We start from the raw sequence: 26,230 nt of genomic DNA, 5'->3' as shown, positions 1-26,230 counted from the left end.
GTGTGAGTGGCCGGGTTTTCCCCGGCCATTTTCTTTTGGACCGACCGCTCAGTGCCCCGGAAATGCCAGCAGCGCGCGCACCGGCACCCCCATGGCGCGCAGCCGGTCCGCCCCGCCGAGATCGGGCAGGTCCACCATGAAGCAGGCGGCCTCCACCTTCGCGCCGATGGAGCGCAGCAGTTTCACCGCCCCTTCAGCCGTGCCCCCGGTGGCGATGAGATCGTCCACCAGGATCACCCGCTCGCCGGGCGCCACCGCGTCCACATGCATCTCCATCTCGTCCTGGCCATATTCCAGGGCATAGGCCATGCGCACGGTCTCGTGGGGGAGCTTGCCTTTCTTGCGGATGGGGACAAAGCCCGCGGACAATTGATGGGCCACCGCCCCGCCGATGATGAAGCCGCGCGCCTCGATGCCCGCCACCTTGTCGATCTTGGCGCCCGCCCAGGGCTGGACCAGTTCGTCGATGGCCCGCCGGAAGGCACGGGCATCGCCCAGCAGAGTGGTGATGTCCCGGAACAGGATGCCGGGCTTGGGATAGTCCGGGATGGTGCGGATGGCGGCGGAAAGATCGTAGGTCTTGAAATCGCTCATGGGCCCCGTCTCATGGTCTTGGCGCAGGATGCTCCCCATCGGGCCGAGCGCCGGTTCCGCGCGGTTTGGGAATCGCGGGAGCGGCCCAATATGCGCGGCCTCTCCCGTCCCGTTCAATGCGGGGCGCGCATTCGTGACGGAAGCGCCCTCTCCCCCTCTCTCCCCCTGGGCAGGCCCGGGCTCCGGGACCAGACGGGCGGCCGCCTGATCCGCGATTCGCCGCCGGGCGTATTGGAGGGGTCGGAGCGCGCCTCGACCCGCCTGCCCCGCAAGACCGGAGACTGCCATGCCCCTCACCCGCCGCGCCTTCGCCCTCGCCGCCCTCGCCGCGCCCGCGGCATTGGCCGCACCCGCCCGGGCCGCCGCTGCTTTCCAACCCTATACGGCCGCGGCCTTCGCCGCCGCCACTAAGGCCGGCGGTCCGGTGTTCGTTCACGTCTATGCACCCTGGTGCCTGCAATGCCGGGCGCAGGAGGGCATTCTCGATCGCCTGATGGCAGAGCCCCGCTATGCATCGGCAACCTTCTTCCGCGTCTCCTACGACCAGCAGAAGGATGTGGTGGCGAAGCTCGACGTGCCCCGCTCGACGCTCATTGCCTATAAAGGCGGGCGTGAGACCGGCCGCATGTCCTGGGGCGTGACGCAGGATGCGGTGGTCAAGGTCCTGGACAGCGCCGCCTGAGGCCGGCCAATGTTCATCGCGCTAAGCTTCCTGGCGGGGCTGCTCACCATCCTTAATCCCTGCGTCCTGCCCCTGGTGCCCGTGATCGTCGCGGGCGCGGCGGCCTCAAGCCGGCTCGGGCCGGCCGCCTTGGCGCTGGGGTTGGCGCTCAGCTTCGGCGTGAGCGGGACGGCGCTCGCCAGCGTCGGCATCGAGTTCGGGGAATGGTGGCCGTTGCGCGCCGCCGCGGCGCTGCTGCTGCTGGCAGCGGGCCTCGCCCTCCTCATTCCCGCCCTCGGCGCCCGCCTGACAGCCTTCGCTGAGCCGGCGGCGGGGCTGGCGGGACACCTATCCGGCCGGCTGCCGCCGGGCCTGATCGGGCAGTTCTGCACCGGCGCCCTGCTCGGCCTCGCCTGGGCGCCTTGCATCGGCCCGACCCTCGGTGCCGCCTTCGTGCTCGCAGCGGCGGAGGGGACGCGGCTCGCGGCGGCGGTCTCCATGGGGGTCTTCGGCGTGGGAGCCGGTCTGTCCCTTCTGGCGGCCGGCTATGGCATGCGGCGCCTGACTGGCGCCGGCAGATCGCGCATGGCCGGGGTGACTTCAACTTCCCGCCGCCTGTTTGGGGGCGCCCTCTCCCTCGTCGCCGTACTCATCCTCACGGGTGGCGACAAGGTGATTGAAGGCGCGGTGGTGCAAATGCTGCCGGATTGGTTCGTCACGCTTGCCACCCGGGTGTGACCGCTCCAAACGAAAACAGGCCCCGAGCGGGGCCTGTTCATTATGGCGGGTCGATACGTGCGATCAGTGCGCCGCGTCCTTCCAAATCTTCTTCTTTGTGAAATAGAGCAGCCCGGCCAGTACCACCAGGAAGATCATGACCTGGAAACCCATGCGCTTGCGCGCATCGAGATGCGGCTCGGCCATCCACATCATGAAGGCGGACACGTCGCGGGAATACTGATCCACGGTCTGCGGCGTGCCGTCCGTATATTCCACCTGGCCGTCGCTCAAGGGCTTGGGCATGGCGATCTGATGGCCGGGGAAATATTTGTTGTAATGGAGGCCGGGCTGCACGGTCGTGCCTTCCGGCGGGTCCACATAACCGTTCAGCAGTGCGTGGATATAGTCCACGCCATGCTCCTGATACTGGATGAAGGCGTCGGTCACGAAGCCGGGGAAGCCCACATGGTAGGAGCGGGCCTTGGCAAGCACCGAGAAATCTGGCGGCAGGGCACCGCCATTGGCGGCACGAGCGGCCTGGTCATTGGGGAAGGGCGACGGCCAGTGGTCGGACAGGCGGCCGGGGCGCTGGAACATGTCGCCCTGGTCGTTGGGACCATCCGTGATCTGGTATTCCGCCGCCACGGCCTTGGCCTGCGCTTCCGAGAAAGCGGGGCCGCCGGGCTGGGCGAGGTTGCGGAAATAGAGAAAATTCGCCGCATGGCAGGCCGCGCACACTTCGCGGAAGACCTTGAAGCCACGCTGGAGCTGGGCGGTGTCGTAGAGCCCGAAGGGCCCGGCGAACGACCAGGATTCGCGATGGGGGCGATCATCATGGCCCCCTTCGGCGGCCCGGGCGGGCGCGCCGAACACGAGGGCCGCCGCGACCGCGCCGAAGAGAATGCTGCGCTTGATCATTGCTCTGTGCGCTCCCGATCAGCCCTTGGTGTGGGGGGCGGAGGCCCCAGCCACGACGGTCGCCCCACCCTTGGCGAGAACCGCGTCGGCGATGGACGCCGGCAGCGGCTTCGGCTTCTCGAACAGGCCGAGCAGCGGCAGGATCACGAGGAAGTGGACGAAGTAGTAGACGGTGAGGATGCGCGAGGCGATCACGTAACCGCCTTCGGCCGGCTGTGAGCCCAGGTAGCCCAGGCCCACCGCCACCACCGCGAAGATCCAGAAGAACTGGCGGTAGAGCGGACGATAACGGGCGGAGCGCACCTTGGAGGTGTCAAGCCAGGGCAGGAAGGCCAGCACCGCGATGGCGCCGAACATGGCCAGCACGCCGCCGAGCTTGTCCGGCACCGAGCGCAGGATCGCGTAGAACGGCAGGAAGTACCATTCGGGCACGATGTGCGCAGGCGTCGAAAGCGGGTTGGCCGGGATGTAGTTGTCGGAGTGGCCGAGATAGTTCGGGATGTAGAAGATGAACCAGGAGAAGAAGATCAGGAACACCACCATGGCGAAGATGTCCTTGACCGTCGCGTAGGGGGTGAAGGGCACCGTATCCTTGGCAACGCTCTTCACATCCACACCCGCCGGGTTGTTCTGACCCACATGGTGCAGCGCCCAGATGTGCAGGCCGACCACGCCGGCGATCATGAAGGGCAGCAAATAGTGCAGCGCGAAGAAGCGGTTGAGGGTGGGATCGCCGACCGAATAGCCGCCCCACAGCCACTGCACGATGGTCTCGCCGATCCAGGGAATGGCCGAGAACAGGTTGGTGATGACGGTGGCGCCCCAGTAGGACATCTGGCCCCAGGGCAGCACGTAGCCCATGAAGGCGGTGGCCATCATCAGAAGGTAGATGATGACGCCGAGGATCCACAGCACTTCGCGGGGCGCCTTGTAGGAGCCGTAATAGAGGCCGCGGAAGATGTGGATATAGACCGCCACGAAGAACATGGAGGCGCCGTTGGCGTGGATGTAGCGGATGAGCCATCCGAAATCCACGTCGCGCATGATGTGCTCGACCCGGGCGAACGAGATCGGCGCATAGGCCGTGTAGTGCATGGCAAGCACCACGCCGGACACGATCTGGCAGATCAGCATGAACGTCAGGATCGCTCCGAACGTCCACATGTAGTTCAGATTCTTCGGGGTCGGATAGGAGACGGCGGACGAGTGGGCGAGCCCGATGAGCGGCAGGCGGCTTTCAAACCAGCGCGCCACCTTGCCCTTGGGCTGGTAGGTGGAATGTCCTTCCATGGGGAGCCAACCTCTGTTGGGGGCGACGCGGCGTCAGCCGATCACGATCTTGGTGTCGGAGAGGAACTGATAGGGCGGGACCGCAAGGTTGAGCGGCGCCGGCCCGACGCGCACGCGACCGGACGAGTCGTACTGGGAGCCATGGCAGGGGCAGAACCAGCCGTCGTAATTGCCCTGATGGCCGAGCGGCACGCAGCCCAGGTGCGTGCAGATGCCGATCACCACGAGCCAATTGTCGTGGCCCGACTTCACCCGGTCCTGGTCGGTCTGGGGATCGATGAGCTGGCTCAGCGGCACCGAGCGCGCCAGCTCCACGTCCTTGGGGGCGCGATTGAAGATGAAGATCGGCTTGCCGCGCCATTGCACGGTCACGATCTGGCCTTCGGAAATGGGGGAGAGGTCGACTTCCGTGGTGGAGAGCGCGAGGACCGACCGGTCGGGCTGGAGCTGGGCGATGAAGGGCCAGGCCATTCCCGCTACACCGACGGCGCCCACGGCGCCGGTCGCGATGTAGAGGAAGTCCCGGCGGTTGGTTCCCGTCGTCTCCGTATGTGCCACGGTGCTTGTCCTCCCTGTCCGACCCTCGGACTCTGCCGCGCAGCGAATTGTGGGGGCCGGCTTGCGCCGATTGTCCCAGGTCAGCGCGCGGCGCGAGGCCGAATGCAACAGCTCCGCATGACGCCCAGCGCCACCTTCGAGAGTCTCTAATTGCACCCTCTTTTTTCCTTGTCCAGATCAGGACTGTGCGGCACGCCGTCCCGTCCGACGCCAGCAAATGCGCGGCTTTGACGCAGGGGCGACAATGGTGCGGCGCACACATCCCCGCAGGGGCATTCCGTGACGCAATCCTCCCGGTTCGCGGCCTCGGCGCGGAGGCCTTTTTTACCTCCAACCGACCCGCCGCCTGTGCGCGATCGTCGCAGCCCTCCCGCTCCGTTCGCCGCCGTCGGAGGGAGAGCCTGAAGGGTCCTCTCCCCTCACGGGTTCAGCGCTTCCCATTTCGGCAGGCCAGACCCCGGGGGGAGTGCGGGCTGCACGGCATTTCCCGACCGCCGGGCCCAACGAGTTGCCGGCCCTGCAAATGCGCACCGAAAGACGAGAAGTCTTTCGCAATATTATAGAAATTGACGTCACTTTATCGCAGGCCTACCTCACGGCGTCAGTTAAATGGGATCGAAGCCAAGAGGTGACCCATGTCCACACAGGTTGACTCTAAAGCAAACCCCAAGCTCCTCATGTTCCAAGGCATCCTGGCGAGCCTTGCCAACGACCCAACCGAAGCCCAGCGGTTCGCCGGCTCTGTGAAGACGCCGGAAGATCTGGCTGTCTATTGTGGGGAGAAGGGTCTGCCGTTGACCCAGGACCAGGCCACCACCCTGTTCGGCGCCTTGCGCGAGGCCGAAACCCTGGCGCGCCAGGCGGGCGGCGGCGACCGGACCTTGAACGATGCCGAGCTGGAGACGGTGGACGGAGGCGTCAGCTGGGCGCTGGTAGGCCTCGGCGCCGGTCTGGTGCTGGGGGCCGTCACCGGCGGTGTGGGCCTTGCGCTCGCCGGGGCGGCCTTTGAGGTGGTGGGCACGGCGATCCTGGGGAGCGTCGCCGGTGGCGTGGCCGGTGGCGCGGGCGGAGCAGCCATTGGCGGCATCGCCCAGGCGGTCAAGAACGCGTTCGACTGAAAGCCCTGGGGCGGGCCAGGCCCGCCCCGCCGGCCTCCAGCAGCACCGGTCGGCTTGATTTTTCCCCGCGTGCTGGCGTGTGATCCGCCATGGCGCGTTTTTATATCGTCTCGATCAAACCCCTGAGCTTTGGACGCACGTCCCGTGCGCCGGCCTTGCCGGCGGAGACCCGGCCGTGATCCTCGCCCTTTATTGCCCCGATATTGCGCAGAATGCCGGCACGTGCCTGCGCACCGGGGCCTGCCTGGGGGTGCCCGTCCACATCATCGAGCCGGCAGGCTTCCCAGTGGGCAATGCCGCCTTCCGGCGCGCCGGCATGGATTATGTCGACGCGGTGGACTGGGTGCGGCACGCCTCCTTTGCCTCCTTCGAGGAGTGGCGGCGAAGCGAAGGGCGGCGGCTCATCCTTTTCACGACCCGTGGCGCCTCTTCTTATGCGCGCTTCGCCTTCCGGCCCGACGACGTGCTGCTGTTCGGTCGCGAATCGGCCGGCGTGCCGGATGATGTTCACGCCTGCGCCGATGCGCGCCTGGTGATTCCCCTTCTCCCGGGCCTCCGCTCCCTGAACGTGGCTGTGTCCGCCGGCATCGCCCTCGCGGAAGCGCTGCGCCAGACGGACGGATTGCCGGTTCTCGCGGACCGTCCGTGAAGCCAAGGCCGGTCCCGAAAGGTCATTGCCGGGGCGGCCGAATGCCGCCACACATGACGGGCAGTTGAGCCGGCCCTCCGCCGGCCCGCCCGTCTCAACCACAGGATGCCCATGCTGCCGCCCGATATCGAAGACCGCAAAGCCCGCGCCCGCGCCTGGTTCGAGGCCTTGCAGGGCGAGATCATCGCCGCCTTCGAGACGTTGGAGCACGAGGCCCCCGCAGCGCTCTATCCCGAGGCGCCCAGCACCTTTGCGCGGACCCCCTGGACGCGCACCGATCACACCGGCGCCCCGGGTGGCGGCGGGACCATGGCCATGATGCACGGACGCCTGTTCGAGAAGGTGGGCGTGCACACTTCCACGGTGTACGGGGAGTTCGCGCCGGAGTTCCGGTCCCAGATTCCCGGCGCCGCCGAAGATCCCCGCTTCTGGGCCTCGGGCATTTCGCTGATCGCCCACATGACCAATCCTCATGTGCCGGCCGTGCACATGAACACGCGATTCGTGGCGACCACGAAATGCTGGTTCGGCGGCGGCGCTGACCTGACACCCGTGCTCGACCGGCGCCGCACCCAGGACGACCCCGACACGCGCGCCTTCCATGCGGCCATGGAGGGCGCGTGCGCTGGCCATGAGGTGGCCGATTACGCGCGCCTGAAGGCATGGTGCGACGAGTATTTCTTCCTGAAGCACCGCAACGAGCCGCGTGGCATTGGCGGCATCTTCTATGACTGGCTCGACAGCGGCTCGTTCGATGCCGACTTCGCCTTCACGCAGGACGTGGGCCGCGCCTTTCTGCACATTTATCCTGCCTTGGTGCGCGCCAACTTTGCCACCCCCTGGACGCCGGCGGACCGGGAGGAGCAGCTGGTGCGGCGCGGGCGCTATGTGGAATTCAACCTGCTGTACGATCGGGGCACCATCTTCGGCCTCAAGACGGGCGGCAACATCGCCTCCATCCTCTCGTCCATGCCTCCGGTGGTGAAATGGCCATAACACCGGCTCCGGGCCTTGGAAGGCGCCGGCCTGCGGCCCGATGCGACGCGCGGCGCATGTGATCGCACTGTCATGGAACACCGCTATCCCATCGTTATCTTAGCGGAGTTGCTTCCATGGCCATCGCCCCCGGTGAAATCGTCCAGTTGAAGTCCGGCAGCCCGGCCCTGACCGTCGTTGCGGTCGACGGGGATAAGGTCGAAGTGGTGTGGTTCGCGGAAGAGACCGGCGAGTTCCGGTCCCAGACGCTCCCCCTCGTCGCCCTGGACGAGCTGGAAGTCGAGGAGTTCGAGCTCGACGAGGAAGAAGAGGACGAAGACGAGGATTCTGACAACGACTGAGGGGGGCCGGGCCCTCGCCCGCCCATCTCGCAAGGTCAGTCCCCCACGTGCGCGACAGCGGTGGAGAGAATGTCCTCCACCGTTTCTCCTTGGTTTGGAAAGTCCGCCTCGCGCCAGAGATGCTCGGCCTTTCGGAGCGCCGCGCCGAGTCGTGGTCCAGGCCCCAGTCCGCGGGCTTGAAGGTCGGCAGCCTTGATGGGTAACGGCGGAATGACCCAGGTGCGCGCCACGGTGAGTGCCGCGTCCACCGGCCCAATCTCCGCCTCCCCAATCTCCGCCGCGTCCCGCGCCGCCGCATGCAAGATGCAGTCCTCGGCGCCGCTCCTCCCCCGATCATAGGTCAGGCGACGCGCCTCGGCGGGCGTTGATGGCACCGGCCCTGCGTCAGCCATGGCCAGGAGGCGGCGATATTCGGCGTTGGAGAGGCGCAATCGCTCCCGCAGGCGATCCCCATCCTCGCAAATGCGCATCCCGAGGGCACCGAGCCGGCGCAGGGCGCAGGGCGGCAGGTCGAGCAGCCCTTCGAGCCGCGCCATCCGCTCCAGCGCACCGAGATGACCCACGCCGCCCAGCACCCGAGCCAAGAAGCCGGTGTCGCTCATCACGATGATCGTCTCAGGCGCGCCCGCTGTTTTCAGCAGCTTCAAGACCTCTCGCCCGATCCGCTCGCGGGAGAGGCGGGCGATGCCCTCCCTTTGGTGCAATGCGGCCCGCAGCGCGGAGGGGTCGAGGGGCCCCCGGCCATATCCGGCATGGAAGCGGAACAGCCGGAGGATGCGCAGGTGATCCTCGCGGATGCGGGCCTCGGCGTCGCCGATGAAGCGCACCCGCCCCGCCATCAGGTCCTCAAGACCACCCACGAGGTCGATCACCTGCCCGTCCGGGCGGGCATAAAGGGCGTTCATGGTGAAGTCGCGCCGCAATGCGTCCGCCTGCCAGTCGCGGCCGAACCGGACCACCGCATGTCGCCCGTCCGTCTCCACGTCCTCCCTCAGGGTGGTGACCTCGAAGCCGGTTCCGTCCGCCACCACCGTCACCGTGCCGTGGTCGATCCCGGTGGGCACGGCTTTCAGCCCCGCCTCCTCCGCACGCCGGATCACCTCCGGTGGCACGGCCGTCGTGGCAAGGTCCACCTCGCCCTGCGGACGACCCAGCAGCGCATCGCGCACGGCCCCGCCCACCAGCCGCACCTCCTCGCCTTTCCCGTCCAGCGCCGCCAGCACTTGGCGAAGCGGCGTGCTGTCCAGCCAGGGAGAGCCGGCCAGAGAGGGCTTGGTCACTTCAACTGGCCCGGCTTGAAGACGCCGTTGTCCACCTCTGCCGGCGTGTAGTGGGCCCCGGGCCGGGCTCCGCGCTCCTGCTCGAAGATGAAGAGCCCCGCCGCCACCAGCACCAGTGCGGCCAGGGACAGGAGCATGATCGCCTTCGGCGTCCAGTGTGCCAGGAGCACGGTCCGATGGGAGACGTACATGAAGACCGCATAGGCGGCGAAGGGCAGGAGGAACAGGCTTCCTTCAATCAGCAGCGCGCGCAACATCAGGCATAGACCCGTTCATAGAGGTTTCTGAGCATCCCGGCCGTGGCACCCCAGATGAAATGATCTTGGTAGGGCATGGCATAGAAATGACGCAGCACGCCGTTCCGCAGCCCAGACTGGCGCTGGTGGTTGGAGGGCGCCATGAGAAAGGCGAGCGGCACCTCGAAGGCGTCCTGCACCTCTGCGGGGTTGATCTTCAGATGATAGTCCGGCGCCACCCGCGCCACCACCGGCACGATCCAGAAACCGGTGCTGGAGAGATAGCCGTCCAGAAAGCCGAGCGGGGTGATGAAGCCGGCCTCCAGGCCCACCTCCTCCCACGCCTCCCGCAGCGCCGCCGCCACCTCGTCCCGGTCGCCGGGATCGATGCGACCGCCGGGAAAGGCAATCTGGCCGGGATGATGGGAGAGCTTTTCCGACCGCAAGGTCAGGAGCACGGTGGGCTCCGGTCGCGCCACTACCGGCACCAGCACCGCCGCATGGCGGGGCGCCCGTTGCGGCAGATGGAGGGAGGGGTCCTCGGAGAGCGAATGGTCGCCGTTCACCAGCGCCCCCTCGACCATGGGCGGAGGCGGGGCGGGCAGCAGCCGATGGCGGGCGCGGGCGAGAAAATCCGCCAGCGGATCGAGCGTGGCCTCGGTCATGCCGACGCCCGGTCCAGATCGGCCGCCGCCATCATGGGATAGAAGCGCCCGCCCGAAGCGACGCCGAACATGGCCACACCTTCCACTTCGCGCACCTCTCCCATGTCCACCAACTCAATGAAGACTGCCCGCGTCAGGCGCGCCTCCAGTCCCCGCCTCACATGCACGTAAGGGCGAACCTCCCCATCCTCCGTGCCGGGCACGAAGCGCAGATCATGTCCCGCCCCGCAGCGCACGATATCGTCGAGATTGGTGCGGAAGACCAGCACCGGCCCCTCCGCGCTCTCCTCGCGTGCCACGTCCACAGCCAGGAAAGGGGCATCCTCCACCCGGATGCCGATCTTCTCGGCTGGCGTCTTCAGGACGAAGCGCTCTCCCTCCCGCGTCAGCACGGAGGCGAACAGGCGCACCAGAGCGGGCCGGCCGATGGGCGTGCCGGCATAGAACCAAGTGCCGTCGGCGGCGATTCGCATGTCCATGTCGCCGCAATCGGGCGGGTTCCACAGCTCGACCGGCGCCGGCCCGCGACCGCCCGCGGCGGAGGCGGCGGCGATCAGGCCATCGAGGCGCGAGCTTGCGGAGGCAGGCGGCGGCGGGCCGCCGGCAGGTTCTCCCATGGGACACCTCTCAAGGAGTTGAGGGCTGCATCCGAGGATCGTGCGATGCAGCGTGTCGACGTGGCTCCAACTTATCGTAAGCTCCCCCTTCTGCCCTCCCGCGATCCGATCATTTCGCCGGGAGTGGATCGGGCTTTCTCTCGCCGCCTTTCGGCGAGAGGATGGCCGTCGAATGGGAGTGATGGCATGTCGGCACCGAGCGAGAGCTTCGACCTGGACCAGATGATCGTCCGCAATGCGGAGACCGCCGCGGCCAGCGTGCGCGCCGCCCGCGCTGCCATCGCCTCGGTGATCTTCGGCCAGGAAGCGGTCATTGACCGGGCGCTCATCACCATCCTGGCCGGCGGCCATGCCTTGCTGGTGGGCGTGCCTGGCCTTGCCAAGACCAAGCTGGTGGAAACCATGGGCACGGTGCTCGGGCTCGATGCCCGGCGTGTGCAGTTCACGCCCGACCTCATGCCCTCCGACATTCTCGGTGCCGAGGTGCTGGAAGAAGGCATGGGCGGCAAGCGCGCCTTTCGTTTCATTCGGGGTCCCATCTTCGCCCAGTTGCTGATGGCGGACGAGATCAACCGCGCCAGCCCGCGCACCCAGTCCGCGCTGCTGCAGGCCATGCAGGAATATCATGTCACCGTGGCCGGTGAGCGCCATGACCTGCCCAAGCCCTTCCACGTGCTGGCCACCCAGAACCCCCTGGAGCAGGAGGGCACCTATCCCCTGCCCGAAGCCCAGCTCGACCGCTTCCTTATGGAAATCGACGTCGACTATCCCGACCGCGATGCCGAGCGGCGCATCCTGTTCGATACCACCGGCGCGGAGGACACCAAGCCGCGCGCCGCCATGGCAGTGGAAGATCTTCTGGCGGCGCAGCGTCTGGTGCGCCGCCTGCCAGTGGGCGAATCGGTGGTGGAAGCCATCCTGACGCTGGTGCGCTCTGCCCGTCCCGGTGCCGAGGGTGCGGAGGCCAAGTACATCGCCTGGGGTCCGGGCCCGCGCGCCAGCCAGGCCCTCATGCTCGCGGTGCGCGCCCGCGCCCTCCTCGACGGGCGCTTCGCGCCGTCCGTGGATGACGTGGCGGCCCTCGCCGAGCCTGTCCTGAAGCACCGCATGGCCTTGACCTTCGCCGCCCGCGCCGATGGGCAGAGCGTCACCGGCATCGTCCGCCGGCTGACCGAGCGCCTCGGGTGAGGGATCGCTCCGTGGCGGCCGAGATCCAGACGTCCGTCGACCAGGCCAAGGAAGCCTCCTCGGCCCTCTCGGCTTCCATGCCACGCCTCGTGCTGGAAGCCCGCCGCATCGCTTCCTCCGTGCAGCATGGCCTGCATGGCCGGCGGCGGCCGGGCACGGGCGAGAATTTCTGGCAATATCGCCGTTTTCTGGATGGCGAACCCGCCGCGCGGGTGGACTGGCGGCGATCGGCGCGGGACGACCATCTGTATGTGCGCGAGCGGGAATGGGAGGCGGCCCACACGGTGTGGATCTGGCCCAGCCTGTCCCCCTCCATGGTCTATGCCTCGGCCCGCCTCGCCCCCAAGCGCGACCGCGCGCTGGTGATTGCCTTCGCCCTCGCCGACCTCCTGGTGAAGGGGGGCGAGCGGGTGGGCGTGCCGGAGCTCCTGCGCCCCTCCGCCAGCCGCCGCATCGTCGAGCGCATGGCCGAGGCGGTGCTGCATGCCGGCACGAGCCCTGCATTGCCCCCCTCCTTCGGCCCCTCGCCTTTGGCGGAACTGGTGATACTGGGTGACTTCTGGAGCCCGACCGACCGCGTTTGCGCCCGGATCGAGCAACTGGCCGCCTCCGGCGCCCACGGCCATGTGGTGCAGATCGTCGATCCGTCGGAAGAGACCTTCCCCTTTTCCGGCCGCATCGCCTTTCATGCGTCCGAAGGCGGGGAGAGCCTCACGGTGGGCCGGGCTGAAGCCTGGCGACCGGACTATGAGGCGCGCCTCGCGGCCCATCGGGCGGCGCTGCGCGACACCTGCCTGCGGCTTGGCTGGGGCTTTGTGGTTCACCGCACGGATCGGCCCGCCAGCGAACTGCTGCTCGCCCTGCACGCCCGGATGGGCGCAGGCTCAAATGGGCCGGGCGCCGCCGGGCCTGACGGTCACGAGAGGCCGCAGGAGGATGCGCCCGCATGATGGGATTGCCGCTCGCCTTCTCGGCGCCCCTCGTCCTGGCGGCCTTCGTGGCCCTGCCCTTGCTGTGGTTCCTCTTGCGCGTGGTGCCGCCGAAACCGCGCGATCTCGTCTTTCCGCCCACCCGCCTCTTGCTGGAGATCAAGCCCAAGGAAGAGACACCGGCCCGCACGCCGTGGTGGCTCACCGCCTTGCGCCTGCTGCTGGCGGCTCTCGTCATCCTCGCGGCGGCAGGTCCCGTCTGGAATCCGCCCGCCGCCACCCCGCGCGCCTCGGGCCCCATGATCCTCGTGCTCGACCAGGGGTGGCCCTCCGCCCCCAGCTGGGAGCAGCGCATGGCCGCCGCGTCCGGCCTCATCGACCAGGCCGAGGCTGAAGGGCGGGGCGTTGCGCTCATTCCCACCGCCGAGGTGCCCAAGGACATCTCCCTCCTCCTCCCCGCCCAGGCGCGCGAGAAGCTGCGTTCCCTGGCGCCGGTGCCGTACCTGACGGACCGCAAGGACGCCTTCGCCCTCGCCGCCCGCCACGTGGCCGCCGAGCCGCAGGCGGGGCTGGTCTTCATCTCCGATGGCGTGGACCTCCAGAAGGAGGGGGAAAGCACGGTCATTCCGGAGATGAAGCTCGCCCAACCACCCCTCGTCATCAGCGGCGGCCTCGCCGCCCCCCTCGCCCTCGCCGCGCCTGAAAATGCCGCCGGCGCGCTCAGCGTGAAGGTGCTGCGGGCAGAGGCCGGCGCCCCCCGCGCTGGCCGGGTGGAGGCCAAGGACCAGAAGGGCCTCAGCCTCGGCGAAGCCCCCTTTGCCTTCGCAGCGGATGCCAAGGAGGCCGAAGCGCGCTTCGACATTCCGGTGGAGGTGCGCAACGACATTGCCCGCCTGGAGATTGTGGGGGAACACTCCGCCGGCGCGGTGCAACTGCTGGACAAGCGCTGGCGTCGCCGCAGCGTGGGCGTGGTGTCGGGCGCCAGCTCCGATACGGGGCAGCCTCTGCTGGCGCCCACCTATTACCTCTCCCGTGCGCTCGGCCCGTTCGCGGACGTGCGGATCGCCGACGCCGGAGCGCCGGCTGAGGCCATCAACCGCCTGCTGGATCAGCGCGTGCCGGTTCTCATCCTCACCGACGTGGGCACCATCCCCCCCGCCACCCGCACCCGGCTCCTGCGGTTCGTGGAAGATGGCGGCGTGCTCGTGCGCTTCGCAGGGCCGCGCCTTGCCAACGCGCAGGACGACCTGCTGCCCGTGCGGCTCCGGCGTGGCGGGCGGGTGCTGGGTGGGTCGCTCTCGTGGGAGACGCCGCAGGCGCTGGGCAATCTTACGCCGGACGGCCCCTTCCGCGACCTGCCCTTGCCCAATGATGTCAGCGTCACCCGCCAAGTCCTGGCCGAGCCGGACGGGGCGCTGGGCGAGCGCACCTGGGCAAGCCTGAAGGACGGCACGCCCCTCGTCACCGGCGTCCGGCGCGGCAAGGGCACGCTGGTGCTGTTTCATGTGACCGCGGATACGTCCTGGTCGAACCTGCCTTTGTCAGGCACATTCGTGGAGATGTTGCGCCACGTGATCGCCCTCGCCGACACGGCCGCCGTCGCCGAACAGGCACCGGCCGCAGGGCCGGTCACGCGCGCGGCCCCCGCCGCCATCCGCCCGAGCCGGGTTCTGGACGGGTTCGGGGCCTTCCAGCCCGCCGGTCCGCTGGTGCGTCCCCTGCCCGCCTCCTTTGCCGGACGCGCCAGTGCCGAGCATCCGCCTGGCTTCTATGGTCCCGCCGACGGCCTTGTGGCGGTGAATGCCCTGCTCCCGGCGGACCGCCTCGCTCCCTTCGACACGTCGCCGCTCGGCGCCAATGTGGAGCCACTGCGCGCCGGCGAGCAGCGCGACCTGCGCGGGCCGGTCCTGGTCGCCATGCTCGGACTTCTGCTGCTGGACGCCCTGGCCGTCCTGTTCCTGGCCGGCGGCCTGTCGCGGCTGACCGGGCGGCGGGCGCGCGCCGCCGCCGGAGCGCTGCTGGCCGCCCTCGCACTCTCGGCCCTCGTGCCTTTCCCCGCCCCTGCGCGGGCTGACGATGCCTATGCGGTGAAGGCCGCCAACCAGACCCATCTGGCCTATGTGCGCACCGGGGATGCGGAGGTGGACCAGATCAGCCAGGCTGGCCTTGCCGGGCTCACCACCTTCCTCGGCCAGCGCACCGCCCTCCAGGCGGGGGAGCCCATGGGGGTGGACCTTGCCAAGGACGAGCTGTCCTTCTTCCCCCTCCTTTACTGGCCCATCCTGCCCAATGCCCCCATCCCGAGCGCGGCCGTGCTGGCGCGGGTGGATGCCTTCATGAAGCAAGGTGGCACGGTCATCTTCGACACCCGCGACGCGCTTGAAGCCCCGCCCGGCGGCTCCGGACCGCTGACGCCGGCCGGGCGCAAGCTGCGCGAGATCCTCTCCGGCCTCGACATTCCCGAGCTCGAGCCGGTGCCGCGCGACCATGTGCTGACCAAGGCCTTTTATCTCCTGCGGGATTTTCCAGGGCGCTTCACCGGTGGCACCACCTGGGTGGAGGCTCTGCCGGTGGTGCGCGACGGCGAAGAGCGCCCCGCACGCGCCGGCGATGGCGTGTCCCCCGTCATCATTACCGGTAATGACCTCGCCGGCGCCTGGGCGGTGGGACAAGGCGGCGAGCCGCTTCTGCCCCTCACCCCCGGCGAGCCGCGCCAGCGGGAGTTCGCCTTCCGCACCGGCGTCAACATCGCCATGTATGTGCTGACCGGAAATTACAAGGCCGACCAGGTTCATGTGCCGGCTCTGCTGGAGCGCCTCGGCCAATGACCTACGGGCTCTCCTTCGACCCCTTCATTCCCCTGCCGGCTTTGCTGGCGGCGGCGGCGGTGGCGGCGCTGCTGGCCGTGCTGCTCCTGGCCACCCACACGCGCGGCGCGGTGTTCCGCGCGCTCGCCCTCTGCGCCGGCCTCCTGGCCCTCGCCAATCCCTCCCTCACGCGGGAGGAGCGCGAGCCGCTGACCTCGGTGGCCGCCGTGGTGGTGGACAAGAGCGCCAGCCAGGACTTCGGGGATCGCAATGCCCAGACCGAGGCTGCCCGCGCGGCGATCGTGGAACGGCTGGCGCGCCTCGGCAACGTGGAGGTCCGGGTGATCGAGGCCAACGGGCGCGATGGGGAAAGCGACGGCACCCGCCTGTTCGCCGCTCTCTCCGCCGGCCTTGCGGACGTGCCGCCGGAACGGGTGGCGGGAGCCGTTCTCATCACGGACGGGCGCATTCATGACGTACCCTCCGACCCCTCCGCCCTCGGCTTTTCGGCCCCTGTTCACGGCCTCATCAGCGGCCGGGCCGGGGAAAAGGACCGGCGCGTGGCCCTGGAGAAGGCGCCCCGCTTCGGCATCGTCGGCCAGCGGCAAAGCCTGACCTTCCGTGTCACCGACGAGGGCCTTCCCCCCGGCACGCGCCTCACGGCGACCGTGCGTCGCGACGGCGAGGTGGTGGCGACGCCCATGGTCACCACAGGCCAGCCGGCGACGGTGGATGTGGAGATCACCCATGCAGGCCCCAACATCGTCGAGGTGGAGGTGCCGCCTTTGCCGGACGAGCTCACGCTGGTGAACAACCGCGTGGCGGTGTCCATCGATGGCGTGCGCGACAAGCTGCGCGTCCTGCTGGTGTCCGGCGAGCCGAACGTGGGCGAGCGCACCTGGCGGAACCTGTTGAAGAGCGACGCCAATGTGGACCTCGTCCACTTCACCATCCTGCGCCCGCCGGAGAAGCAGGACGGCACGCCCATCAACGAACTCTCGCTGATCGCCTTTCCCACCCGCGAGCTGTTCCAGACCAAGATCCGCGACTTCGACCTCATCATCTTCGACCGCTATTCCCAGCAGGGCGTGCTGCCGCAGGTCTATTTCGACAACATCGTCCGCTATGTGCGCGCCGGCGGCGCCATCCTGGTGGCGGCGGGAACGGACTATGTGGAGCCGGGCTCGCTCTACAACACGCCGCTGGAGGAGATCCTGCCTGCGGCGCCCACGGGCGCCACCACCGAGCAGCCGTTCCGCACCCAATTGACCAATCCCGGCAAGCGCCACCCGGTCACCCGCGCCTTGCCGGGTGCCGAGACCGATCCGCCGTCCTGGAGCCGGTTCTTCCGCGTCATTGATGCGGAGGCCCGCTCCGGCACGGCCGTGCTCGCCGGCCCCCAGGACAAGCCGGTGCTGATTCTCGACCGCGTGGGCGAGGGCCGCGTGGCGCTCCTCCTGTCCGATCATTTCTGGCTGTGGGCCCGCGGCTATGAGGGCGGCGGCCCCTATATCGACCTGCTGCGCCGCCTGTCCCATTGGCTGATGAAGGAGCCGGACCTGGAGGAGGAGCGCCTGCGTCTCTTCACCGCCGGGCGCGAATTGGTGGTGGAACGCCAGACCATGGCCGACACCGTGCCCCCCGCGCGCATCACCCCACCCACGGGGCCGGAGCGCACGCTCACCCTCTCCCAGGTGGAGCCGGGCCTCTGGCGCGCCACCACACCGGCGGACCAGTTGGGCCTTTGGCGCGCCGCCAATGGCACGTTGAACGCCCTGACCAACATCGGCCCCCTCAATCCGAAGGAATTTGCCGAGGTCACCAGCACCAAGGATGTGCTCGCGCCCTTGTCCGCCGCCACCGGAGGCGGCATCTGGAGGCTTTCGGACCTGTCGGGCGGCGTGCCGCGCGTGGTGCCCGTGAGCACGGGCGAACGTCTGGCGGGCGAAGACTGGATGGGCCTGCGCACCCGCGATGTCAGCGTGGTGACCGGCATCGGGCTCTTCCCCGTTTTTGCCGGGCTCACGGGCCTTCTTCTGCTGCTGGGCCTGATTTCCCTGAGCTGGATCCGCGAAGGACGCTGAGGCCCTCCTTCAGCGCACCATCGGGCCGGCTCCTTGCAGGGCGGGAAGCAGCACCGCCCGCCAGGCCTCCAAGGCATGAAGGGCACCGGCCACATCCAGGTGGCCGCCATCCAGGAACAAGGGCACGCCGTCGGCGGTCGGCCGGCACGTTGTGTCGTCGCAATAGAGCAGGCGCGGTCGGAACAGGGTGCGTCCCGGCCCGGCTGCGGCCAGAGATCCCAGCCATTGCTCGATGGGCGCGGCATCCGCATCGGAGGCCTCGCGCGTCATGTCGCACACCCCCTCATCGGTCCCGGCGAAGCGCCGGCGCAGCACGCAGCGCCCCCCGCCGGTGGGAAACCCACCTGCGCTCCCCACCAGGAGAACCGGCTTGCCCGCTGCCGAAAGGCCATCCAGCGCCGTCGCGAGGCGCGCGCGATCGGCGGGCGGGTCGTTCGACCAATTGCCCGCGATCACCACCAGGCGCACGCGCGGGTCCGCGATCAACCGGGCGAGAGATTGATCGCGGAAGGCATTGCAGGCCCGCTGTTCGGACCGGGCCAGCGGGCTCATGGCCGGATCGGGTGCCAGCGGGGCGCACCCCGCCTTGGTGAGTTGCCAGAAGCCGAACCCCTCCTCCCGGCCCAGACGATCGAGGGCGGGCCCGTGATGATCGCCGAAGGAATCGCCCCACAACGCCACAACCGGCGCCTGCGGATCGGGATCACCGAAACGGCATTGACCGTCCGCCGGCATGGTGCCGCCGGGCCCCAGCAAGCATGTGGCACGTCCCTGCCAGTAGGTGCCCACCGTCCGCTCGGCCGCCAGATAGGCGGCCGTTGCACGCCCTGGCAGGCCTCCGGTGGCCACCATGACCCAGGCGAGCCCAGCCAGAGCGGCCAGCACCGCAACGCCGCCGCCCACACTGCGCCATTCGCTGGCGGCGCTTGCCGGCCCGTGGCGGCGGAAAGGCGCCTCCACAAAGCGCCAGGACAGCGCCGAAAGCGCCAGCATGGCGGCGAACAGGCCCACGCCCTCCCAGAGGTCCGGCGACCGGAAGGTCAGGAAACGATGGATCGCAATGATGGGCCAGTGCCACAGATACAACGAATAGGAGATGAGCCCGATCCACATCAGGGGTGGGAGCGACAGGAGCCGTCCAACCCTTGTGGTCCGCCCCTCCTCTCCCGCCCAGATGAGGCAGAGCGCGCCCGCCGTCGGGACCAGCGCGAGGGCGCCGGGGAAAATGGTGTCGTGGTTGAACGTGGCATAGGCTGTGGCAATGAGCCCCAGGCCCACGCCCGCCACAGCTTCCGCCTGCCAGGATGTACGCAGCCGCGGCAGATAGCCAAGCGCCAGGAGTGCCCCCAGCAGCAATTCCCAGAAGCGCCCGGCGGAATTGTAGAAGGCCGGTGCCGGCCGCAGCACCGCATTGCGCGTGGAGACCGCCAGCGAGGCGATGATGAGCGCCCAGACCAGATAAGGCCGCAGGCGCGCAAGACGCGGGTGGAAAAGGACCGCCAGCAGCAGCGGCCAGGCCAGATAAAACTGCTCCTCCACCGACAGCGACCAAGTGTGCAGCAGCCATTGCTCGTCTGGCGCCGCGCCGAAATAGCCGGTGGCGGACAGGAAGTAGCGATTCGCCAGGAAGGTGGAGGCAGCCTGCAGGGACTTTCCGAATGCCACCATCATGCCCGGCGGCAGCAGAATCAGCGCCGCCACCGAAATCGCCAGCGCCACCGCCGCATAGGCGGGCACGATGCGGCGCACCCGCCGGTCATAGAAAGTCAAAAGGCTGAAGCGCCGGGCTTCCAGATCCTGAGCCAGGAGCTTGGTGATGAGATAGCCGGAGATGACGAAGAAGATGTCGACGCCCACATAGCCGCCGGGCACCAAGCGCTCGTCCAGGTGATAGAGGACCACGGGAATGACTGCCAGGGCGCGCAAGCCGCCAATATCCGCCCTGTACCGCATTCCCCCGGACGCCGATCTGTTTCTCCGTCGTTTCTCCTTTTTGCAGAATGTTTCGCCGGGGGCCACCTCCCGGCGTCGTTTTCAGGCAGGTGTGGCGCGGCGGCACGCGGCCGGAATGAGGTGCTGAAACGCAAAGCGCCCGGCCGAAGCCGGGCGCTCAATGGGGGAATGCGGGACAGGCTACTGGGCGGCGGCCGCCCGCTCCTCTGCCTCGCGCACCTTCTCCTGATGCTTGGTCACCACCGAGGCGATGAGCACGACCACCGTGACGATGGCGATGAGAATGGTGCAGGCGGCATTGATTTCCGGCGTCACGCCAAGGCGCACCTGGGAATAGATGCGCATGGGCAAGGTGGTCGCGCCCGGCCCGGTGGTGAAGCTGGCAATCACCAGATCATCCATGGAGAGCGTGAAGGCCAGAAGGAAGCCCGACACCACCGCCGGCAGGATCAGCGGCAAGGTAATGATGAAGAAGGTCTTGAACGGCGGGCAGCCGAGATCGAGGGCCGCCTCCTCGAGGGAACGGTCGAAGGTGACGAGCCGCGACTGCACCACCACCGCCACGAAACACATGGTGAAGGTGATATGGGCCAGGGTGATGGTCCAGAAGCCGCGCTCGAAGCCGACCGCCACGAACAGCAGCAGCAGCGACAGGCCGGTGATGACCTCGGGCATGACGAGGGGCGCGTAGGTCATGCCCGAGAAAAGGGTGCGCCCGAAGAAGCGCCCATAGCGGGTCAGCGCCAGGGCAGCCATGGTGCCGAGCACCGTGGCGATCAGCGAGGAGATGAAGGCGACGCGCAGCGTCACCCAGGCAGCATCCAGCAATTGCTCGTTTTCCAGCAGTGAGGCGTACCACTGGAACGAGAAGCCCGCCCACACCGTCACGAGGCGCGACGCGTTGAAGGAATAGATCACCAGCAGCAGGATCGGAATGTAGAGAAAGGCAAAGCCGGCGACGATGGACGTGACGTTGAACCAGGAGAGGCCCTTGTTCATTTTCCTGCCTCCAGCTGGCGCGCCTGGATGTTCTGGTAGATCACGATGGGCACCACCAGCACCAGCAGCAGCAGCACCGCCACCGCCGATGAGGAGGTCCAGGACCTGTTGACCGTGAACTCGGTCCACAGCGACTTGCCGATCATCATGGTGTCGGAGCCGCCGAGCAGGTCGGGAATGACGAACTCGCCCACCGCCGGGATGAAGCAGAGCAGCGCGCCCGCGGCAACGCCCGGCAAGGACAGCGGAAAGGTTATCAGCCAAAAAGCCTTGAACGGGGTGCAGCCGAGGTCCTGCGCCGCCTCCAGCAAGGTCCCGTCCAGCTTCTCCAGGGCCGAATAGAGCGGCAGCACCATGAAGGGCAGGTAGGAATAGACAATGCCGATATAGACCGCCAGGTCGGTATTGAGGATCTGCAGGGGCTCATCGATAAGACCCACCGCCTGAAGCGCCTGATTGAGCAGGCCTTCCGGCGAGAGGATGCCGATCCACGCATAGACGCGGATCAGGAACGAGGTCCAGAAGGGCAGGATGATGAGCATGAGCAAGGTCGGCTGCAGCCCGCGCGGCGCACGGGCCATGCCATAGGCTATGGGATAGCCCACCAGCAGCAGAAGCACCGTCGAGATGGAGGCGATGATGAGGCTGGAGCCGTAGGCCCGCAGGAACTCATTCTCGCCGTCCAGCACATAAAGGTAATTGGCAAAGGACAGCTGGGACAGGAAGTCCAGGAAACCTGCCCACCCCTTCGACAGGTCCAGCAATGGCGTATAAGGCGGCGAGGCGATCACGTCCTGGGAGAGGCTGATCTTCATCACGATGAAGAACGGCACCAGGAACAGGATCAGCAACCAAAGATAGGGAATGGCGATGACGAACAATCGCCCGCGTCCCTTTTCACCCGCCATGGCCATGGGCGCCCCCTCTTCTTCCTCGCGGTCGACGGCCGTCCCGCACGGGCCCGGCCTTCCCAAAAGCTCCCCGCGCCTGCGGGAAGCGGCCTTGTCTCAATGGCAGAGCACGACGCCCGCATGGGGGGCGAAGGTCACATAGACCTTGTCCTCCCAGGAAATGGGCCGTTCCACCACGCGCGAGAGGTTGGGCAGCGACACCTTGATGCGCGTGCCGCACGGCATTTCAACATGGTAGATGGACAAGTCGCCGAGATATCCGATGTCCCAGATCTCGCCCGCGAACAGGTTTTCCGACACGTCGGCGGGCGGATCGAGAGAAATGCGCATCTTTTCGGGCCGCACCGCCAGGAACACCGTATCACCAACCTTGGCATCCACGGACTGGGCCATGCGGATGGGATGCGGCGTGAGGCTCGAATTCAGCACGACTTCGCCGGCGGCACAGCTGACCACCTTGCATTCCAGGATGTTCACATCGCCGATGAAGTCCGCCACGTAGCGGGTGGAGGGCTGCTCATAGATGGTGGCCGGAGGCGCCACCTGCACCAGCTTGCCCTGGTTCATGACCGCGATGCGATCCGCCACCGTCATGGCCTCCTCCTGATCGTGGGTCACGATCAGGAAGGTCATGCCGAGCTTCATCTGCAGGTCCATGAGCTCGAACTGGGTTTCCTCGCGCAGCTTCTTGTCGAGCGCACCCAGGGGCTCGTCCAGGAGCAGCACCTTCGGCCGGTTGGCGACCGCGCGGGCCAGCGCCACCCGCTGTCGCTGGCCGCCCGACAATTGGTGGGGCTTGCGCTTGGCAAACTTCTCCAGCTTCACCAGCGCCAGCATTTCCTCTACGCGCTGGGTCACCTCGCCCTTGGGCATGCCCGCCTGGCGGGGGCCGAAGGCGATGTTGTCAGCCACGCTCATGTGCGGAAACAGGGCGTAGGACTGGAACATCATGTTCACGGGACGCTGGTACGGCGGCACGCCCACCAAATCCTGCCCGGCCAGCCGGATGCACCCGTCCGTTGGCTCGTCGAAGCCGGCCAGCATGCGCATCAAGGTGGTCTTGCCGCAGCCGGAGGGGCCGAGCAGGGCGAAGAACTCCCGCTCGTAGATGTCGATGCTCACATTATCGACCGCAACGAAATCGCCGAACCGCTTGATGACGTTCTCGAACCGGATCAGCGGCGTGGCCTGAGGATCGGCCCAGGGGGCGAATGTGCGCCGCACAGCGCCGATGGTCTGTGTCCGTGGTTTCGACATGAGCCCCGCTTCCCCTCGTTGCCGCTGGAGAGAAGGCTAGCCCGCGCCGCCGTCATGCTCAAGTCATGTGCAAGCGCAAAAATGATGCGTTGCAGCGCGGAGAATGTGACGACCTGTGGGTAAGCAAGTTTGCGGACAGTTCCACAGTCGGCAAGGCTTGCACCACCCGCCAGCTTGTGGCAGGAACAGCCCGCTCGCGACGGAAACCTTCGTCGCCGACAGTCGCTGCGGTAGCTCAGTGGTAGAGCACTCCCTTGGTAAGGGAGAGGTCGAGAGTTCAATCCTCTCTCGCAGCACCATCCTAACATCCCTAAATTGTTTCAGCATGACCACCGACGGGGACGACCCCGGCGTGAGGGCGCTTGCGTGGCTTTGCCAGGGGAGCGTCAGGCCTCCCCGGGCCGGACGCTCCCCCCGATGGCTGGCGGTGGCCTTCCTCACTCCAGGCGTGGGGAGAGGAGGCGCAGGGCGTTCAGCGTCACCAGCACGGTGGCCCCGGTGTCGGCGAGGATGGCTGGCCACAGGCCGGTGAGGCCGGCGATGGTCGTCACCAGGAAAACCGCCTTCAAACCCAAGGCGATGGAGATGTTCTGGGTGATGTTCCGCATCACCATTTGCGACAGGCGGATCATGCGGGCCACATCGCTCACGCGGCCATGAAGGATGGCGGCGTCGGCGGTCTCCAGCGCCACGTCGGTTCCACCGCCCATGGCGATGCCGATATCGGCGGCGGCGAGAGCGGGCGCATCATTGATGCCGTCGCCCACCTTCAGCACCACCTCGCCCTTGCTCTGCCAAGCTTGGACCTGGCGCTGCTTGTCCTGCGGCAGAAGGCCGGCATGGGCTTCGATGGCCAGCGGGCCCGCCATGGCGGCTGCGGCGCGGGCATTGTCGCCGGTCAGCATGGCAGCGGAAACGCCAAGATCCTTCAAGGCCTTGATGCCCGCCACGGCGTCGGGGCGCAGGCTGTCGCGCAGGGCCAGGATGCCGGCGGGCGCGCCGTTCACCAGCAGCACCGCCACCGTCTTGCCCGCATCGCTGAAGGCCGCGATCTGCGCGGCGTGCTCGGGCAGGAGAATCGCCCGCTCCGCCGCCGCACGCGGGGAGACGAGCGCGATCCCCTGCCCCGCAACTATGCCGGCAACCCCTTGCCCCGGCAGGGCTTTCACAGTCGTTGCGGGGGGCACGGCGAGGCCTCTTTGCGCCGCGCCGGCAAGGATGGCGGCGGCCAGCGGATGGCTGGAGCCGGTTTCGACCGCTGCGGCCAGCGCAAGCACGTCGGCGTCCGGCCGACCGAGACCGACGATGTCCGTGACCACGGGCCGCCCCTCGGTGAGGGTTCCGGTCTTGTCGAAGGCCACCAAAGTGGCTTGCCGCAAGCGTTCCAGCACCGCGCCGCCCTTCATCAGCAGGCCGCGGCGGGCCCCGGCGGACAAGCCGGCAGCGATGGCGGCGGGTGTGGAAATCACCAGCGCGCAGGGGCAGCCGATGAGCAGGATGGCCAGGCCCCGATAGATCCAGTCGCTCCAGGGGAGCCCCAGGGCAAGCGGCGGAAGCACCGCCACCAGAGCTCCCGCAACCAGCACCAAGGGCGTGTAATAGCGGGAGAATCGGTCGATGAACCGCTCGGTGGGCGCCTTGCTCTCCTGCGCCTCCTCCACCAGTTTCACGACCCGGGCGATGGTGTTGTCCGCGGCGGCGGCGGTGACCTCCACGGTGAGGGCCGCCTCGCCATTGATGGTGCCGGCGAAGACGGCCTCTCCGGCGCGCTTGGCCTTGGGCATGCTCTCGCCGGTGACCGGGGCCTCATCGACCGCACTTTCCCCTTCAAGAACAACACCATCCGCGGCGATCCGGTCGCCGGGGCGCACCAGGATGACGGCGCCGGGGGCAAGGTGGTCCGCCGGCACTTCGCGCACCGCGCCACCCTCCTGTATCAGGGCAGTCTTGGGCAGGAGGGCGGTGAGACCGGCGATGCTGGCGCGCGCGCGGCTTGCGGCAACCCCTTCCAATATCTCGCCAATCAGGAACAGGAACACCACCGCCGCCGCCTCTTCCGCCGCCCCTATGGCGACCGCCCCGACCGCTGCGATGGTCATCAAGGTCTCGATGGTGAAGGGCGCGCCGGCCCGGGCGGCGGCCAGGGCGCGGCGGGCGATGGGGACGAGGCCCACCAGCAGGGCGGCCAGGAACGCCCAGAGGTCGGCGGCCGGCCAGACCCAGCCGCAGACCCAGGCCAGAACAACGGCGAGGCCGCAGAACACCGCCTGGTTCGCCTTGCGGCTGCGCCACCAAGGGGCTTCGGCGGACGGGGCGGCGGGGCTGTGGGAGTGATCGTGGGGGTGGCCGTGAGACTGGTCGTGGGCGTGATCGTGCGGGTGGCCGGCGGGATCATAGGCGGTGCAGCAGGCGGCCTCCGCGGGGGCGGGCGCGCCGTCGGCGGGGGTGACGCCATAGCCGAGCGCGGCGACCTGACGGGCCAGCCGATCGACCTCAAAGCCCTGGCCATGCTGGACAATCAGCGTTCCCGCCTGGACCGAGACGGACACCTCCCCGACGCCGGGAAGCCGGCGGACGGCCGTCTCGATCTTCAGGGCGCAGGAGGCGCAGTCCATGCCTTGGACGCGGAAACGGGTGGTGGCGGGGCTCGTCTGTGACAGGGCCGGAGACATGGCCGAACTCCTCAATGGGCCGGGGCGGCTTGCAGGGTCGGCTTTCCCGATACATCCTCTAGTGACTGGAGGAGCAAACGGAAAATGGCGGAACAGGAGCATTCCATCGGGGACGCAGCCCGGTTAAGCGGCATTAAAATACCTACGATCCGCTATTACGAGCAGATCGGCCTGCTGTCCGGCGTGGCGCGCAGCGACGGCAATCGGCGCTTTTATGGCGCGGAGGACCTGCGGCGCCTGGCCTTCATCCGCCATGCGCGGGAACTGGGCTTCCCCATGGATGAGATCCGTACCCTCTTGAAATTGCAGGACGATCCAGACCAGCCCTGCGCCACCGCCGATGCCATTGCCACCGCCCGTCTCCAGGATGTGGAGCGCCGGATCGCCCGGCTGGAGCGGCTGCGGGGGGAGTTGCGCAAGATGGTGGAACAGTGTGCCGCAGGCCGGGTGGGGGAATGCCGGGTGATCGAGACCCTGGCCGATCCCACCCACACCCATGGCCGTCTCGCCGACGAATAGGCCCGAAACGGCCGGTGTTCTCGGCTTAGGTGGCACGGAACAGGGGCGGAACCGGGCGCCGTCCGGCCTGATCTGGGCTTGGCGTTTCCCGCCTGCCCCCTCGCCCTCCCGTTCGCCCTTTTCCCGGTCCCTCGCCCCGTCCCTCCCCCGTCCCTCCCCCGTCCCTCCCCCGTCCCTTGGCCCCCTCGCCCGCCCCCCCGCGGCGCCTCCCCTGCGCCACCGGACAGCACCTTCCGCAGGGGCGTCCCTCGCCCTTGCCACAACCGGC

At 68.1% G+C, this 26,230-nt stretch carries 24 protein-coding genes and 1 tRNA gene; 12 read left to right on the top strand and 13 right to left on the bottom strand.

What is annotated here, in order from left to right; translation table 11 throughout:
* Positions 1–48: 48 nt before the first annotated feature.
* Complete coding sequence (locus ACT54L_RS19050; RefSeq protein ID WP_476087205.1) at positions 49–594, bottom strand: adenine phosphoribosyltransferase; 546 nt, start codon at positions 592–594, stop codon at positions 49–51.
* Between the two features lie 286 nt (positions 595–880).
* Between ACT54L_RS19050 and ACT54L_RS19045 the strand changes: the two genes are divergently transcribed.
* Together ACT54L_RS19045 and ACT54L_RS19040 are read left to right on the top strand one after the other, a co-directional pair.
* Complete coding sequence (locus ACT54L_RS19045) at positions 881–1,276, top strand: thioredoxin family protein (protein WP_476087204.1); 396 nt, start codon at positions 881–883, stop codon at positions 1,274–1,276.
* Between the two features lie 9 nt (positions 1,277–1,285).
* A complete protein-coding gene (locus ACT54L_RS19040; RefSeq protein WP_476087203.1) occupies positions 1,286–1,993 on the top strand; it encodes a cytochrome c biogenesis CcdA family protein in 708 nt (235 codons plus the stop codon).
* A 63-nt stretch (positions 1,994–2,056) separates the two neighbouring features.
* Here ACT54L_RS19040 and ACT54L_RS19035 read toward each other — a convergent pair whose 3' ends face one another.
* The 3 genes from ACT54L_RS19035 to petA are packed head-to-tail and all read right to left on the bottom strand — an operon-like array spanning position 2,057 to position 4,741.
* Entirely contained in the window at positions 2,057–2,893 is an 837-nt protein-coding gene (locus tag ACT54L_RS19035) for a cytochrome c1 (RefSeq protein WP_476087202.1), read from the bottom strand.
* 18 nt (positions 2,894–2,911) lie between these two features.
* Complete coding sequence (locus tag ACT54L_RS19030; protein ID WP_476087201.1) at positions 2,912–4,183, bottom strand: cytochrome b; 1,272 nt, start codon at positions 4,181–4,183, stop codon at positions 2,912–2,914.
* A 33-nt stretch (positions 4,184–4,216) separates the two neighbouring features.
* Positions 4,217–4,741 carry a ubiquinol-cytochrome c reductase iron-sulfur subunit gene (gene petA / locus ACT54L_RS19025; RefSeq protein WP_476087200.1) on the bottom strand — a complete coding sequence of 175 codons (525 nt, stop codon included), beginning with the start codon at positions 4,739–4,741 and terminating at the stop codon, positions 4,217–4,219.
* A 635-nt stretch (positions 4,742–5,376) separates the two neighbouring features.
* On the opposite strand from petA, the gene ACT54L_RS19020 reads away from it, so the two are divergent.
* From ACT54L_RS19020 to ACT54L_RS19005, 4 genes are all read left to right on the top strand, one after another.
* The gene (locus tag ACT54L_RS19020) at positions 5,377–5,859 is read left to right on the top strand and encodes a hypothetical protein (RefSeq protein WP_476087199.1); all 483 of its coding nucleotides are present in this window, start codon (positions 5,377–5,379) and stop codon (positions 5,857–5,859) included.
* Between the two features lie 175 nt (positions 5,860–6,034).
* Complete coding sequence (locus ACT54L_RS19015; RefSeq protein ID WP_476087198.1) at positions 6,035–6,508, top strand: tRNA (cytidine(34)-2'-O)-methyltransferase; 474 nt, start codon at positions 6,035–6,037, stop codon at positions 6,506–6,508.
* A 111-nt stretch (positions 6,509–6,619) separates the two neighbouring features.
* Positions 6,620–7,504 (top strand): oxygen-dependent coproporphyrinogen oxidase, encoded by an 885-nt coding sequence (gene hemF, locus ACT54L_RS19010; protein WP_476087197.1) that lies wholly within the window; start codon positions 6,620–6,622, stop codon positions 7,502–7,504.
* A gap of 116 nt (positions 7,505–7,620) precedes the next feature.
* Entirely contained in the window at positions 7,621–7,845 is a 225-nt protein-coding gene (locus ACT54L_RS19005) for a DUF2158 domain-containing protein (protein ID WP_476087196.1), read from the top strand.
* A 35-nt stretch (positions 7,846–7,880) separates the two neighbouring features.
* On the opposite strand, the gene ACT54L_RS19000 is transcribed toward ACT54L_RS19005, so the two are convergent.
* Genes ACT54L_RS19000 through ACT54L_RS18985 form a run of 4 tightly spaced genes read right to left on the bottom strand, consistent with a single transcriptional unit; the run spans position 7,881 to position 10,643 of the window.
* Positions 7,881–9,125, bottom strand: a complete 1,245-nt coding sequence (locus ACT54L_RS19000; protein ID WP_476087195.1) for a CCA tRNA nucleotidyltransferase — start codon at positions 9,123–9,125, stop codon at positions 7,881–7,883.
* Positions 9,122–9,382, bottom strand: coding sequence for a DUF6111 family protein (locus ACT54L_RS18995; protein WP_476087194.1), 261 nt, complete (start codon positions 9,380–9,382; stop codon positions 9,122–9,124). Before ACT54L_RS18995 ends, ACT54L_RS19000 begins: the two co-directional genes overlap by 4 nt.
* On the bottom strand, positions 9,382–10,026 hold the full coding sequence (locus ACT54L_RS18990) for a CoA pyrophosphatase (protein WP_476087193.1): 645 nt from the start codon (positions 10,024–10,026) through the stop codon (positions 9,382–9,384). Before ACT54L_RS18990 ends, ACT54L_RS18995 begins: the two co-directional genes overlap by 1 nt.
* Positions 10,023–10,643, bottom strand: coding sequence for a DUF1285 domain-containing protein (locus ACT54L_RS18985; RefSeq protein ID WP_476087192.1), 621 nt, complete (start codon positions 10,641–10,643; stop codon positions 10,023–10,025). Before ACT54L_RS18985 ends, ACT54L_RS18990 begins: the two co-directional genes overlap by 4 nt.
* A gap of 186 nt (positions 10,644–10,829) precedes the next feature.
* On the opposite strand from ACT54L_RS18985, the gene ACT54L_RS18980 reads away from it, so the two are divergent.
* Genes ACT54L_RS18980 through ACT54L_RS18965 form a run of 4 tightly spaced genes read left to right on the top strand, consistent with a single transcriptional unit; the run spans position 10,830 to position 17,651 of the window.
* Positions 10,830–11,831, top strand: coding sequence for an AAA family ATPase (locus ACT54L_RS18980; RefSeq protein WP_476087191.1), 1,002 nt, complete (start codon positions 10,830–10,832; stop codon positions 11,829–11,831).
* 11 nt (positions 11,832–11,842) lie between these two features.
* Positions 11,843–12,781: a DUF58 domain-containing protein gene (locus ACT54L_RS18975; protein WP_476087190.1), complete on the top strand. Its 939-nt coding sequence runs from the start codon at positions 11,843–11,845 to the stop codon at positions 12,779–12,781.
* A complete protein-coding gene (locus ACT54L_RS18970) occupies positions 12,778–15,588 on the top strand; it encodes a DUF4159 domain-containing protein (RefSeq protein ID WP_476087189.1) in 2,811 nt (936 codons plus the stop codon). The genes ACT54L_RS18975 and ACT54L_RS18970 overlap by 4 nt, the downstream gene beginning before the upstream one ends.
* Positions 15,585–17,651 carry a hypothetical protein gene (locus ACT54L_RS18965; RefSeq protein ID WP_476087188.1) on the top strand — a complete coding sequence of 689 codons (2,067 nt, stop codon included), beginning with the start codon at positions 15,585–15,587 and terminating at the stop codon, positions 17,649–17,651. Before ACT54L_RS18970 ends, ACT54L_RS18965 begins: the two co-directional genes overlap by 4 nt.
* 9 nt (positions 17,652–17,660) lie before the next feature.
* Here ACT54L_RS18965 and ACT54L_RS18960 read toward each other — a convergent pair whose 3' ends face one another.
* The 4 genes from ACT54L_RS18960 to ACT54L_RS18945 all read right to left on the bottom strand — a co-directional run bounded on the left by ACT54L_RS18960 (position 17,661) and on the right by ACT54L_RS18945 (position 22,771).
* A complete protein-coding gene (locus tag ACT54L_RS18960) occupies positions 17,661–19,577 on the bottom strand; it encodes an acyltransferase family protein (protein WP_476087187.1) in 1,917 nt (638 codons plus the stop codon).
* Between the two features lie 207 nt (positions 19,578–19,784).
* Positions 19,785–20,603, bottom strand: coding sequence for an ABC transporter permease (locus ACT54L_RS18955; RefSeq protein ID WP_476087186.1), 819 nt, complete (start codon positions 20,601–20,603; stop codon positions 19,785–19,787).
* Positions 20,600–21,511 (bottom strand): ABC transporter permease, encoded by a 912-nt coding sequence (locus tag ACT54L_RS18950; protein WP_476087297.1) that lies wholly within the window; start codon positions 21,509–21,511, stop codon positions 20,600–20,602. The genes ACT54L_RS18955 and ACT54L_RS18950 overlap by 4 nt, the downstream gene beginning before the upstream one ends.
* Positions 21,512–21,610: 99 nt before the next feature.
* Positions 21,611–22,771: an ABC transporter ATP-binding protein gene (locus tag ACT54L_RS18945; protein ID WP_476087185.1), complete on the bottom strand. Its 1,161-nt coding sequence runs from the start codon at positions 22,769–22,771 to the stop codon at positions 21,611–21,613.
* A gap of 224 nt (positions 22,772–22,995) precedes the next feature.
* Between ACT54L_RS18945 and ACT54L_RS18940 the strand changes: the two genes are divergently transcribed.
* Positions 22,996–23,070: transfer RNA gene (locus ACT54L_RS18940), tRNA-Thr, on the top strand.
* 138 nt (positions 23,071–23,208) lie between these two features.
* Here the strand turns inward: ACT54L_RS18940 and ACT54L_RS18935 are convergent.
* A complete protein-coding gene (locus ACT54L_RS18935) occupies positions 23,209–25,443 on the bottom strand; it encodes a heavy metal translocating P-type ATPase (RefSeq protein WP_476087184.1) in 2,235 nt (744 codons plus the stop codon).
* Between the two features lie 84 nt (positions 25,444–25,527).
* Between ACT54L_RS18935 and ACT54L_RS18930 the strand changes: the two genes are divergently transcribed.
* The gene (locus ACT54L_RS18930; RefSeq protein ID WP_476087183.1) at positions 25,528–25,962 is read left to right on the top strand and encodes a MerR family transcriptional regulator; all 435 of its coding nucleotides are present in this window, start codon (positions 25,528–25,530) and stop codon (positions 25,960–25,962) included.
* Positions 25,963–26,230 lie beyond the last annotated feature (268 nt).

This window comes from Aquabacter sp. DMC10, from assembly GCF_056314145.1.
Note: the sequence above shows the minus strand (reverse complement) of the source record. Positions and strands in the feature narration are given on the sequence as shown.